This window comes from Modicisalibacter sp. 'Wilcox' (assembly GCF_010993675.1).
Classification (GTDB): Bacteria; Pseudomonadota; Gammaproteobacteria; order Pseudomonadales; family Halomonadaceae; genus Modicisalibacter; species Modicisalibacter tunisiensis.
This window is the reverse complement of the sequence record NZ_WNXF01000004.1, coordinates 96,815-108,800: the sequence shown is the minus strand read 5'-3', so window position 1 is coordinate 108,800 and position 11,986 is coordinate 96,815. Positions and strand designations below refer to the sequence as shown.

Annotated in this window: 14 protein-coding genes; 3 read left to right on the top strand and 11 right to left on the bottom strand. The window is 67.5% G+C overall.

Translation table 11 applies throughout. From position 1 onward, the window contains the following. Positions 1 to 83: 83 nt before the first annotated feature. The 3 genes from G7A98_RS05200 to G7A98_RS05190 all read right to left on the bottom strand — a co-directional run bounded on the left by G7A98_RS05200 (position 84) and on the right by G7A98_RS05190 (position 1,834). A complete protein-coding gene (locus G7A98_RS05200; RefSeq protein ID WP_163648425.1) occupies positions 84 to 539 on the bottom strand; it encodes a YbaN family protein in 456 nt (151 codons plus the stop codon). A gap of 242 nt (positions 540 to 781) precedes the next feature. Then, complete coding sequence (locus G7A98_RS05195; protein WP_163648424.1) at positions 782 to 1,267, bottom strand: YajQ family cyclic di-GMP-binding protein; 486 nt, start codon at positions 1,265 to 1,267, stop codon at positions 782 to 784. Between the two features lie 45 nt (positions 1,268 to 1,312). Then, positions 1,313 to 1,834: a GNAT family N-acetyltransferase gene (locus G7A98_RS05190; protein WP_163648423.1), complete on the bottom strand. Its 522-nt coding sequence runs from the start codon at positions 1,832 to 1,834 to the stop codon at positions 1,313 to 1,315. A gap of 176 nt (positions 1,835 to 2,010) precedes the next feature. Here G7A98_RS05190 and G7A98_RS05185 point away from each other — a divergent pair, with 176 nt between their 5' ends. Beyond that, positions 2,011 to 3,495 carry a RimK family protein gene (locus tag G7A98_RS05185; protein ID WP_163648422.1) on the top strand — a complete coding sequence of 495 codons (1,485 nt, stop codon included), beginning with the start codon at positions 2,011 to 2,013 and terminating at the stop codon, positions 3,493 to 3,495. Between the two features lie 21 nt (positions 3,496 to 3,516). On the opposite strand, the gene G7A98_RS05180 is transcribed toward G7A98_RS05185, so the two are convergent. From G7A98_RS05180 to G7A98_RS05160, 5 genes are all read right to left on the bottom strand, one after another. After that, a complete protein-coding gene (locus G7A98_RS05180; RefSeq protein ID WP_163648566.1) occupies positions 3,517 to 4,314 on the bottom strand; it encodes a DUF2797 domain-containing protein in 798 nt (265 codons plus the stop codon). Between the two features lie 26 nt (positions 4,315 to 4,340). After that, on the bottom strand, positions 4,341 to 4,601 hold the full coding sequence (locus tag G7A98_RS05175; RefSeq protein WP_163648421.1) for a DUF1315 family protein: 261 nt from the start codon (positions 4,599 to 4,601) through the stop codon (positions 4,341 to 4,343). Between the two features lie 60 nt (positions 4,602 to 4,661). Further along, the gene (locus G7A98_RS05170) at positions 4,662 to 5,510 is read right to left on the bottom strand and encodes a rhomboid family intramembrane serine protease (RefSeq protein ID WP_163648420.1); all 849 of its coding nucleotides are present in this window, start codon (positions 5,508 to 5,510) and stop codon (positions 4,662 to 4,664) included. Positions 5,511 to 5,694: 184 nt separating this feature from the next. Then, a complete protein-coding gene (locus G7A98_RS05165; RefSeq protein ID WP_205596221.1) occupies positions 5,695 to 6,699 on the bottom strand; it encodes a metallophosphoesterase in 1,005 nt (334 codons plus the stop codon). A 1-nt stretch (position 6,700) separates the two neighbouring features. Then, positions 6,701 to 7,582, bottom strand: coding sequence for an NAD(+) kinase (locus G7A98_RS05160; RefSeq protein WP_163648419.1), 882 nt, complete (start codon positions 7,580 to 7,582; stop codon positions 6,701 to 6,703). Between the two features lie 353 nt (positions 7,583 to 7,935). Here G7A98_RS05160 and G7A98_RS05155 point away from each other — a divergent pair, with 353 nt between their 5' ends. Beyond that, a complete protein-coding gene (locus G7A98_RS05155) occupies positions 7,936 to 8,895 on the top strand; it encodes a DUF1853 family protein (protein WP_163648418.1) in 960 nt (319 codons plus the stop codon). Between the two features lie 16 nt (positions 8,896 to 8,911). Here the strand turns inward: G7A98_RS05155 and G7A98_RS05150 are convergent, their stop codons facing one another. Both G7A98_RS05150 and G7A98_RS05145 read right to left on the bottom strand, forming a co-directional pair. Continuing rightward, a complete protein-coding gene (locus tag G7A98_RS05150) occupies positions 8,912 to 9,952 on the bottom strand; it encodes a zinc-dependent alcohol dehydrogenase family protein (RefSeq protein ID WP_163648417.1) in 1,041 nt (346 codons plus the stop codon). Positions 9,953 to 10,084: 132 nt separating this feature from the next. After that, positions 10,085 to 10,951 (bottom strand): carboxylate/amino acid/amine transporter, encoded by an 867-nt coding sequence (locus tag G7A98_RS05145; RefSeq protein ID WP_163648416.1) that lies wholly within the window; start codon positions 10,949 to 10,951, stop codon positions 10,085 to 10,087. Between G7A98_RS05145 and G7A98_RS05140 the strand changes: the two genes are divergently transcribed. Continuing rightward, positions 10,950 to 11,468, top strand: a complete 519-nt coding sequence (locus G7A98_RS05140; protein WP_163648415.1) for a DUF6314 family protein — start codon at positions 10,950 to 10,952, stop codon at positions 11,466 to 11,468. The genes G7A98_RS05145 and G7A98_RS05140 overlap by 2 nt on opposite strands. A gap of 36 nt (positions 11,469 to 11,504) precedes the next feature. Here the strand turns inward: G7A98_RS05140 and G7A98_RS05135 are convergent, their stop codons facing one another. Continuing rightward, positions 11,505 to 11,789 carry a hypothetical protein gene (locus G7A98_RS05135; protein WP_163648414.1) on the bottom strand — a complete coding sequence of 95 codons (285 nt, stop codon included), beginning with the start codon at positions 11,787 to 11,789 and terminating at the stop codon, positions 11,505 to 11,507. Positions 11,790 to 11,986: the final 197 nt, after the last annotated feature.

Below are 11,986 nucleotides of genomic sequence, written 5' to 3'. Positions count from 1 at the left end.
GGACGAGTACTCCTGTACAAGGTTACCGGCATTGTACGGCGAGCAGGCCAGGAGTCTCAAAGTCGGCGCAGCGGATCCGTCGGTCAACGCCCTGTCCGGCGCGGGGCGCAGGACGCCTCGTCCAGCCGCCGCTGGGCCGCCGCATCGGCGGCCGCGGCGAACGGGCAGGCCCCCCGCGGCTCGGGACGGGTGATGATCCACAGGCCCAGCGCGAACAGGCCGACGATCAGCAACAGCCTGAGCACCAGCGCCCCCACGGTGAAGCCGATCACCAGCGACGAGACGACCAGCATGGTCGCCGCCATCCACTTGGCGTGGCGCGGGATGGCCCGCTCGTCTTCCCAGGCGAGGATCGGCGGCCCGAAGCGCGGGTGGCGGCGAATCCAGTTCGCGAAACGTGGCGACCCTCGCGAGGCCAGCCACACCGCCAGCAGCATGAAGCCGGTGGTTGGCATGACGGGCAGGAACAGGCCCACCACCCCGAGCGCAAAGCTGACGGCAGCCAGGCTTGCGTAGATGGCGTGCTTGAGGTTGGGCATGGGGCTTTCTCCCGAACGCGACGCTCCTAGCCTACCGGATTTCGCTTGCCGACGGATGGAGCGCATCGTCGCACCCGGCAGGCCCGCCGGCGCACGGGACACGATCGCCGGGCCCGAGCGGGGCACGCCTGGACACAACCGGACCCGACGATCGCCCGCCCATGAGACCCGATTCCCGCTCGGCGGGGAAATGAAAACCGGCTATCACCAGACTAGGCAAGATTCATCACGGCGCCAGCGCCTCAGTCGCGAAAGTTGTTGAACTGCAGCGGCAGCTCGATGGACTCATCGCCCTTGAGCAGCGCGATGGCCTGTTGCAGGTCGTCGCGCTTCTTGCCGGTGACCCGCACCTTGTCGCCCTGGATCTGCGCCTGCACCTTGAGCTTGGCATCCTTGAGCGTCTTGACGATCTTCTTGGCCAGCGGCTGATCGATGCCCTGACGCAGGACGATGCGCTGGCGCACCCGCACGCCGCCGGTCTCGGCGTCCTCCTCCTCGAGACAGCCGACATCGATGCCCCGGGCGATCAGACGGCCCTTCAGGAGGTCGAGCATCTGGCGCAGCTGGAACTCGGCCTCCGCCTCCATGAGCACGGCGTCGCTTTCCTCGGTGAAGCTCGCGTCGACACCGCGGAAGTCGAAGCGGGTGGTGAGCTCGCGATTGGCCTGGTCGACGGCGTTGGTGACTTCGTGCTTGTCGAGTTCGGACACGATATCGAAAGAGGGCATGACAGGACTCCGGAAGGTGAAAGGGCGGATCGGCGCCGGGCCATCCTAGCCGATGCGGCTCGGACTTTCAGCGGTGTCCGCCCCGCGCTCGGCCAGCGTCGCCACGGCCAGCGGCTTGTCCATCTGCCAGGCGGCGCAGCCATCGACATAGTAGTCGTCCAGCCAGCGGCGCGGCAGGTAACCCATGCGCCGATACAATCCCATGGCGACGCGGTTGTCGGCCCGGACTTCCAGGCTCAGGCGCTGCATGCCACGCTCGCCGGCGACCGCCTCCAGCGCAGCGAGCAGCCGCCGGCCCACGCCGCCGCCGCGCAGCGCGGGATGCACGCAGAAGGAATAGAGGCGCGCGGTGCGACTGTTGCGCCGGAACAGCAGGGTCCCGTAGCCCTGCAGCTCGCCGCGGTCATCGGCGACGACCCGGGTCACGGCATTGGCGCGCTTGAGCAGATGGGACAGTTGACGACGCGAGAAGCGATCGCCCTCGAAGCAGGCCTGCTCGAGCCGGCACAGGGCGTCGAGATCCTCGGGACAGGCATCGCGAAGCAGCGGTGGGTGCAGCGAATTCATGGGTCATTCCGAAACGGGCAGCGGCGGCATTGTCGGACGCCGAAAAGCGCCCTGTCATTGCCTGGTTGCATGAAATTATTTCACCGACATTCCGGCTTGTAGCGAGTGCCGGTCAAGTGCATGCTAGCGGCAATTTTGCCTCGTCCGGCTCCCCCTTGCACGCAGGAAACGCACCCATGGCTCCCTTGCGCATCGTCGTCGACCGCCTTTCCGACTGGCGCCCCTACTACCCCACCGAGGACCTGATCACTGCCGCCGACTACCTGGCCCGGGATGCCAACGGCGAGCAGGACGGCGCCACCCACGTCATCAACCTGTGCAGCGGTCTGGACTACCTCGAGACCGGCTACTATGTCTCGCTGCTCGCCCAGGCCCGCGGCCAGCGGGTGCTGCCCACGGTCGAGACGCTCAACCAGCTGTCGCGCAAGGCGCTGGTCGACCTGCAGCTGGAATCGCTGGCGCCGCTGATGGACGAGCTCGCCCGACGCGGCGCCCTGCCCGGCGAGGCCTTCACGCTGCGGGTGATGTTCGGCGAGTGTCTCGAGGAAGGCCTCGGCCGGCTGGCCCGCCGACTCTTCGAGCGCCTGCCCTGCCCGCTGCTCGAGGCACGCTTCCAGCGCCGCCAGGGGCTGTGGCGGCTGACCCGGCTCAAGCCGCTGGCGCTCACCGCCCTGCGCGGCGCGGAGCAGGACCTGTTCGCCCAGGCCCTGAACCGCCACTCGCGCAAGGTCTGGCGCACGCCCAAGGCGCGGCGGCGCTACCGTTATGACCTGGCGATCCTCGTCGACCCCGGGGAAGCGCTGCCGCCCAGCAACAAGAGCGCGCTCAAGCAGTTCATCCGCGCCGGGCGCCGGCTGGGCATCGACGTGTCGCTGATCACCAAGCGCGACGAGGGCCGGCTTGCCGAGTTCGATGCCCTGTTCATCCGCGAGACGACAAGCCTCGATCATCACACCTACCGCATGGCGCGGCGTGCCGAGCACGAGGGGCTGGTGGTGATCGACGACCCGCGCTCGATCCTGCGCTGCACCAACAAGGTCTATCTGCACGAATTGCTGCGCGCCAGGGGCGTGCCCGCCCCCGACGGGCTGCTGCTGTATCGTGACGATCTGCCGCGGCTGGCGGAGAAGGCCGCCGGCCTGCAGTTCCCGATGGTCCTCAAGGTTCCCGACGGGGCCTTCTCGCGCGGGGTGGTCAAGATCGCCTCCAGCGAGCAGCTCGTTCAGGAGGCCGAGCGGCTGTTCGCCTCCTCCGCCCTGCTGCTGCTCCAGGAATGGCTGCCCACCGACTTCGACTGGCGGATCGGCGTGCTCGACGGCAAGGTGCTGTTCGCCAGTCGCTACTACATGGCCCGCGGCCACTGGCAGATCTACGACCATTCCCGCGGCAAGACGCGCAGTGGCGGCTTCACCACCCACGTTCCCGAGGACGTGCCCAGGCCGGTGATTCGCGCCGCGCTCAAGGCCACCCGGCTGATCGGCGACGGCCTTTACGGGGTGGATCTCAAGCAGGTCGGCGAACGGGTGGTGGTGATCGAGGTCAACGACAACCCCAACCTCGACGCCGGCGTCGAGGACGTGGTGCTCGGCCCGCGCCTCTACGACACCGTGATGGCAGTGTTCCTCGAGCGCATGGAGGCCAACCGACGGCGGCCGGGGTAATGGGCCGCCGTCGGGACGACATCAGTCCACCACGACTTCATAGCCGGTGAACTTGCGCAGGTTGATCACCCCGGTGTCGAACATCAGGTACTGGCCCTTCAACCCCATCAGGATGCCGCCGACGGTCGGCGTCTTGTCGAAGTTGAGCGAGACCACCTTGGTGGGCGATTCGAGTACCGGATAGTCGAGCGCCACCGGGGCCTCGTCGAGGGTGCGGATGGCGTCCGCGCCGAAGCGTCCGCGCAGTTCGTCCAGACCCTCGGCCAGCCCCTCGAGCAGTCGGTCGCGCTCGGCGACCAGATCGAGCGGCGCCACGTCGCCCTTGAGCATCGCCCGCCAGTTGGTGCGGTCCGCCACCTCGCGCTTGAACAGCGTCTCGACGAAGCCCGACTGCTGACGCGTATCGACTTCGAGGATCGGCAGCGCCTGGATCGCTCCCTGATCCAGCCAGCGGGTGGGCACTTGGGTCCGGCGGGTAATGCCGACCTTGAGCCCCGAGGAGTTGGCCAGGTAGACCACATGCGGCCGGAAACAGTGGCGCTCGCCCCATTCGGGCTCGCGGCAGGTGCCGGCGAAATAGTGGCAGGTCTCGGGCTTGACGATGCAGGTGTCGCACTGCGCCAGCCGCTTGAAGCAGGGGTAGCAGTAGCCCTGACCGAAACTCTTGCGGGTGGCACGCCCGCAGTGGGTGCAGGCGATGGCACCGGTATGGGTCAGGGTGAGCCACTGCCCCAGCCGCGCATTGAGGTCCAGACGCAGCTCACCGGCGCGCAGGGTGTAGCGCGCCGGTGAGCCGTCGTCGCCGGGCTCGATCGCCATCTTGCGCAGGCAGCCCTGGCGGGTGATCAGTTCATCCACTTGATGCTGTCCTCGCCGCCGGCGCTGGACTGGCTGGAGCAGGAGCCCTCGAGATAGCCGACCCGCTCGTTCTCGGGCACGTTGTGCTCGATCTCGTAGCGCATGACGGCCTCCAGGCACAATTCGGTCTGCTCGGGGGTGAGAAGGCGCCCGTCGGGCCATTTGCGCAGCGCCACGGCCTGCTTGAGGCTCCGATAGATCTCGGGCGTCATCTGCTCGATCATGCGCGCGAAGGTCATGTCACTCATCGTCGTCAACTCCGGTAAATCCGAACTCCATTGTCTCACGCCGCGCCGGCGAACGTCTGCTCAGGCCGTCCGGGCCGGCGTTCGGCTGGCCCACAGGCCGATACCCAGCCCGATCAGCAGCCCGCCCAGGTGGGCTTCGTTGGCGACGTTGCCGAAGCCTACCGGGGCGGCGAAATCGGTCATGGTGAAGACCATCCAGCCGATCATGAACACCACCAGCATGGTCGGCACGAAAAAGCCGCTGTGCGGCCGCCGCCGCGCCATCAGCCAGACATAGCCCAGCAGCGCGTAATCGACGCCCGACATGCCGCCGAACAGCACCGTGCCGGTGGCGTACTGCGCCAGGTTCGAGCCCAGCGCGCTGGCCAGCACCACCCAGACGAAACGCCGCGAGCCGTGCAGACTCTCGATCTGACGACCGAAGTACCACAGCCACAGCATGTTGAAGATCAGGTGCATCCAGCCGAAATGCATCAGGGCCGGTGTCAGCAATCGCCACAGCTGGCCGGATGCCAGCGTCTCGCCCAGGGCACCGACCTGCACGCCGTTGCCGACCAGGGTCACGGGCACGATCGTCAACGCCGCCAGGAGCCGGTCGCCGAACAGTGCCATCAGGCCGAAAACCGCCACACACAGCACGACCAGCCCCGCCGCCGCCGGGGCCTCCGCCAGCACACCCTGGCGCCAGTTCGTGCCGGCACGCGGCTCGTCGGGGGCGACGGCGAGAGTATCTCCGCGCTGCCAGCGCTCGACCAGGCGCATCAGCGCTTCGTGCTGGCGGGGGTCGGCCAGCCACAGGACCTGCCCTTCTTCCTCGTGGCTGATGCGATGACCGATGCGTCGCGCCCACAGCGCCTGGCGCAGGGTGCGGGTATCGATATCGTGCGGAATGATCAGCACCTTGTGCATGACGAACCCTCAGACGATGGAAAGCAGGACAACCGCAGCGACAGGGCGACAAAAAGAAAAGTCCGGCGGAGGGGGCCGCCGGACAATGAGCAAGGGATCATTCAAGGGAACACTGACTCTGACGGGCGCTGCGGCGAGAAGTTTCATGACGACGCAAAAAATTGTGTAATTAATTGTAAAACCTTCAATCCAGGTCGATTTCCCAGGGTCGCGGCCGCGAACGCTCGTCCCGCGGCACCCGCAGCCAGACGAACTTGTCGGCGTCCAGCCGGGCCTCGCCGTCCCAGCGGTAGGCCACCAGCCGGCCGTACTTGACCGCGCTGTAGTCCAGGCAGGCGATGTTGGGCGCCGGCAGCGCCGGCACGCCCTCGCACCAGTAGTGCCCCAGGAACAGCGGCGGCTGCTCCGGCCCGTAGTAGGTCAGGCGCTGGCGCTCGCTCGCCGACAGCGGGCGCGATTCGAGATCCCCCGGCAGGTTGTCTGGCTGGAAGACCACATCGCCGTAGGTACGCGGATGGCGGGCCCAGAAGTGGGCGCGGAAGGTGCGCCGCGTAAAGCCGTCGCCGGACTGGATCTCGATGCCCTCGGGCAGGCGCAGGTGCGTGCCGCGGGTCAGCCGCTCGAGCACCCGGAAGGCGAAGCTGTCGGGGTCGGCCGAGGCATCCAGAAACGCCTCGTCGATTCGGGCGCTCGGGTACGCCGCCAGGAAGCGCTCGATCAGCGGCGCGTCCCAGCAGGCATGCACCACGCGCATGCCGTCGAGCTCGAGCAGCAGCGGAATCTCCATGAACCACGCCAGCACGTCTTCCCACTCGTCGGGATGATCGCGGTACTGCTCGAGCGTCTCGCGGATGATCCGATTATGGCGCGGCGTGTGTTCCCGCAGCCACTGGCAGCCGGTGCCGTCCGGACAGCGTCGGTTGTAGGCCAGGGCATTGAACTCATGGTTGCCCATCACGATATGGGCCTCGCCGGCTTCCACCATGTTGCGGGCGATCGACACGGCCAGACGAATGCGCGGCCCCCGGTCGATCAGGTCGCCCAGAAACACCGCCTTGCGCCGCGGATGGCGATAGACGCCATCCTGGCGGTGATAGCCCAGCTTCTCGAGCAGGGCGCCCAGCGTGGCGCCACAGCCGTGCACATCACCGATCAGGTCATAGCCTTCGATACCGCCGCTCATGCTCATCTCATTCCCCCAGCCGGCTGCTCCAGCCGAGCTTGCTGCGACAGATCTCGTAGTAATTATGTCCCCGCGGATGGATCAGCGTGAGCCGCTGGGGCTTGCGGCGCACATAGAGGATGTCGCCGGGCTTGGACACCACCTGGGTCTGGCCGTCGCAGCTGACGTGCGGATAGGCCTCGTTGGTCTCGCCGATATGCAGGGTGATCTCGCTGGCGGCATCGACCACGATCGGCCGGCTCGACAGGGTGTGGGGAAACATCGGCACCAGGGTGATGGCCTCGAGCCCGGGGTGGACGATCGGCCCCCCGCCGGACAGCGCATAGGCGGTGGAGCCGGTGGGCGTGGCGATGATCAGCCCGTCGGAACGCTGGCTATAGACGAACTGGCCGTCGACGAACAGCTCGAACTCGATCATGCGCGCCGCCTTGCCGGGATGCACGACGACATCGTTGAGCCCGTCGGCGGTACCGACCAGCGAGCCGTTGCGGAACACCTCGGCGTCCAGCAGGAAGCGTTGCTCGCTGTCGTAATGTCCGTCCAGCACCGCACCGACCTTGTCCTCGACATCGTCGGGCGAGATATCGGTCAGAAAGCCCAGCCGACCGCGATTGACGCCGAGCACCGGGGTGCCGCTCAGGCACATGGCGCGCCCGGCCCCCAGCAGGCTGCCGTCGCCGCCGACCACGATCACCAGGTCGCAGATATCGCCCAGCAGACGCCGGCTCGACTCCTGCTGGCCGTGATCCAGCAGCACGGTGGCGGTACGATCCTCGATGATGACATGATGCCCCCGGGCACTCAGGAAACGGATCAGGCGCCGCAGCGTCTCGACCACCTTGGCACTGCCCAGGCGGCCGATGAGACCGATGTTCTTGAAGGGTTGCATGCATGTTCCCCAGCCACGTCGAGCGGGTCATTATGCGGGCAGGGCGGGGTCCGGGCAAACGCCGCCGGCGCGCCCCGGGGCAATCACCGTTGGCGTTGACGAGGACGCCGGAGGCAGGCTGGAGAGGAGGTCCGATGCCAGGGCCGAAAAGAGTTCCCTTCAATTTCGGCATTCCCGCCATCCATGGCGGTCAGATGGCATCGGTAGCGCCCAGGGAAGGGTCTACAGCGCCTCCTCGCAAGCCTGCCGTCGGCTCAGCCCGAGTCATGTTTCAGCGATCCGCAATGTAGCCTTGGGCCCGCCGGCGGGTGCCCGCCGCCACGCACACCGTCCCACACCCAGGAGAGACGCCGATGCCTCATCCGCGGGAACTCGAGATCGACGCGCGGCTGCGCCATCCGGTGGTCCGCGACCTGGCCTGGCTGCTGCAGGCGCCCGACCTGCTCGACACACCCTACCCCGGTCGCCCACGGCTCGGCGAGCTGGCACTCGATGATCCCGAGCGGCGTCAGGCCTGGCTGCGGGCTCTGGAGCAGCAGCCCGGCGAGCTCGAGCAGGCGGTCGCCCACCGCCTGGGCGGGCGGCTGGGCCTCTATCACGAGGCGCTCTGGCATTTCCTGATCGCCCGGGCGCCCGGCACCCGGCTGCTGGCCACCAACCTGGCGATCCGCGACGCCCGGGGCGTGACGCTCGGCGAGCTCGACCTGCTGTATCGCCGTCGCGGCGACGCCGCCGTCGTGCACCTGGAACTGGCGATCAAGTATTACCTGGGACTGGAAACGGGCCCGGGCGGCAGCACCGCGCCGGCGCGCTGGATCGGCCCGGGCTGCGCCGACTCGCTGGCCATCAAGAGCCGACGCGCCCTGACCCATCAGCTGACGATGAGCCACCGCCCCGAGGCGCGGGAGCGACTGGCGGCGTACGGCGACGCTGACGTGGAGCGGCGCCTGGCCCTGCTGGGCGTGCTGTTTCGCCCGGTCGTCACGCATGACGGCAACGCCCTGCCCCTGCCGCACGGCACCACCGCCGACGCCCTGATCGGCGAGTGGCTGCCGCTGAGTGCCTGGGCCCGCCACTCCGGCGGGCTCGCCGCCCCCGTGCGCGGCGCCTTTCTCGACAAGCCACACTGGCTGGCCCCGCCGCCCGACGACCGGCTGATGCCTCTGGGCGCCCTGACGGGCGCCCTGCTGGCACGCTTTCGCGCACGCCGGACACCCTGCCAGCTGACCCTGCGCGAGGCCGACGGTGCACGCCGTCGGGTCTTCGTGGTGCCCGACGGCTGGCCGCACCTGATCCCGCTGATGCCGCGCTGAGCCCTTTCTCGGCGCTTCAGTCCGCGATCAGCAGGACCTTCATGGCCTTTTCCTCGGCGGCATTGCCGAAGACCTGGTAGGCCGTCTCGATGTCATTCAGATCGAAGCGGTGGGAAATCAGCTCGGCGGGCTGCAGCTTGCCGCCCTGCAGGGTCTGCAGCAGCATCGGAGTGGTGTTGGTGTTGACCAGCCCGGTGGTCAGCGTCACGTTCTGGATCCACAGCTTCTCGATGTGCAGCTCCACGCTCCTGCCGTGCACGCCGATGTTGGCGATATGCCCGCCCGCGGCGACGATCGACTGGCAGACATCGAAGCTCGCCGGCACGCCCACCGCCTCGATCGCCACATCCACGCCCTTGCCGTCGGTCAGCGCCAGGATGGCATCGACCGCCGGGCCCTGCCGGGCATCGACGACGTCCGTGGCACCCAGCCGGGTGGCCATCTCGAGGCGTGCCGGGTCCATGTCGGTCACGATGATCCGTGCCGGCGAGTAGAACTGCGCGGTCAGCAGGGTCGCCATGCCGATCGGCCCGGCACCCACGATCGCCACCGTGTCCCCGGGCTTGACGCGGCCGTTGAGCACGCCGATCTCGAAGCCGGTGGGCAGAATGTCGCTGAGCATCACCAGCGCTTCCTCGTCGGCATCAGGCGGCACCGGATACAGGCTGTTGTCGGCATGCGGAATGCGCACGAACTCGGCCTGGGTGCCATCGATCAGGTGGCCGAGAATCCAGCCGCCGTCCTCGCAGTGGGAATACAGCTGACGCTTGCAGGCCGGGCAGCGGCCGCAGGCGGTGATGCACGAGATCAGCACGCGATCGCCGGGCTTGACGTTGCTCACGGCATCGCCCACCTCCTCGACGACCCCCACGCCCTCGTGGCCCAGCGTCAGGCCGGCCGGCACCTCGGGAACATCGCCCTTGAGGATGTGCAGGTCGGTCCCGCAGATGGTGGTATAGAGGATCCGCACCACCGCATCGGTGGGCTTGTCGAGGGTCGGACGGGGCTTGTCCTGCCAGGCTTTCCTGCCGGGGCCCTGATAGACGAGTGCTTTCATGGAAACGCTCCTGAACGTGGCAATGACAGGCTGTCATCCGTTCAGGAGCATGGCGCATGGGGCCGAAGGCGTCTTGACGCGAGTCAGCCTCCGGCGCGGTTGCGCGCGCCGGAACTGACCGGGATCAAGGCGTCACGCGACACCGGGCAGACGGCGTCGCGTCCACCATTCGTTGACCAGCAGCGAGGCGAGGATGATGGCACCGCCGGAGGCCAGCCGCACGAGATCGGCATCACGATTCCAGATCAGCAGGTTGACCACCAGACCGGCGGGAATCAGCGCGTTGTTCATGATCGCCAGCGCCCCGGCATCGACCCGCGTGGCACCCTTGTTCCACAGGAAATAGCCGAGCCCCGACGCGACCAGCCCCAGCCACAGCAGCACGCCCCACTGGACGCCCGTGTCGGGGAGCGTCGCCGTGCCCAGCAGGCCATAGGCCAGGGCCACCAGAAGCAGCGCCCCGAGATAGAACCAGCCGAACACGCTGCGCTGGGGGACCTCGGCGAGCAGGCGAACGGCCAGATGCCGGTAGGCGACCTGGCCGACGGCGAAGCACAGGTTGGCCCCCTGCACGACCAGAAAGCCCAGCCAGAAGGACTCGCTGACGCCCTGATAGCGGATCACCGCCGCGCCCGCCACCGCAATCGCCGCCGTGAGCAGGTAGAATGGGGAAAAGCGCCGGGCCATGGCATCGTCCAGCAGGGCGACGTACACCGGGGTGAAGATGGTGAACAGCAGCACCTCGGGCACGCTCAGCAGCAGGAAGGACTGGTAGAAGAAGATGTACATCAGCCCCAGCTGCACTGCCCCGACGGCCATCAGCAGCAGCTTGACCCGATGGGGCACCGCGTGCGGCCGCAGGAAGGGCAGGAACAGCAGGCTGGCCAGGCCGATGCGTATCAGCACGGCGAGGTAGCTGTCGACCTGGCCGGCGAGATAGACGCCGATCAGCGAGAAGGAAAACGCCCACAGGGCCGTGACACCGATCAGGTAGGACATGACGCAATCATCCGAGAGAGAAGCTGTCGAGCCGGCAATGGTAGCGCTGCGCCGCCACCTCCTGTCAACGTCGGAAGTTTATTTTAGTTCACTGCCCGGTGCGCGCTCGCAAACCGGCTGGGCGGGAAACGGCGAAGGCCGCGTAGCGGTCACCACCGATGAGGATGGCAGTGTGGTCTTCACCGAAAGCGGCCGGTTTCACCCGGCCGTCGCCCCCGACGCGCCGGCGGTGAGCTTTCGCAACGTGTTTCGCTGGAGGTTTCTGGCCGACCGGGTCAGCCTGGCGCACGAGCGCCGCGGCGCAGAAGCCGCCGTACGACTGTTCGACCTGGCGCCGGAAGACACCGCCAACACCTGGGCATCGTGCCATGACCATCTCTGTGGCGATGATCGCTATCGGGCAAGGCTTGTATTGGGGCCACTGGGATTCGATCTGCGCTGGACCATCGAGGGGCCGCGCAAGGATGAACATCTACATTATCGCTATCGGCGGGCGGCGTCGGCCGGCGTGCGCTGACCGACGCCCGGGAGTGTAACGGGAGAGAAAGCCGGCTTACTTGTGCAAACGGGCCTTGCTCATGCCCCAGCAGACCAGCTTGGCCATCACCCAGCCTGCCAGCAGCAGCAGTAGCACCGTCAGCAGCATGGAGACCGGCTTGACGATGCAGGTCGCCCCCACCACGGCGGCGGCGGTGCACCACACCCAGCGGTCGTCCTGGCTACGCAGTACCCGGGGAATCCGGCGTTCGACGAACTGGCCGAACCCTCCTTCCCAGCCTTTCCAGGTCAGAAACAGGATCACGGCGAATGCGATCAGCCAGATCACGGTCACGGTCATTTATCAGCTCCTGAGAGATCACACGAACTCGGTATCACGGGTATCGTCAACGTACGCGCACTCCGGGGCGCACGATCGATGACGAGGGAATCATGTCGGCGGAGCATCACGGCCTCGCCGTGTCTCGCGACACGGCAGGAAGCGTTCCGGGCAAACGCGGTGACGGGAGACGGTCGAACGGTCTCGTGGATGCCATG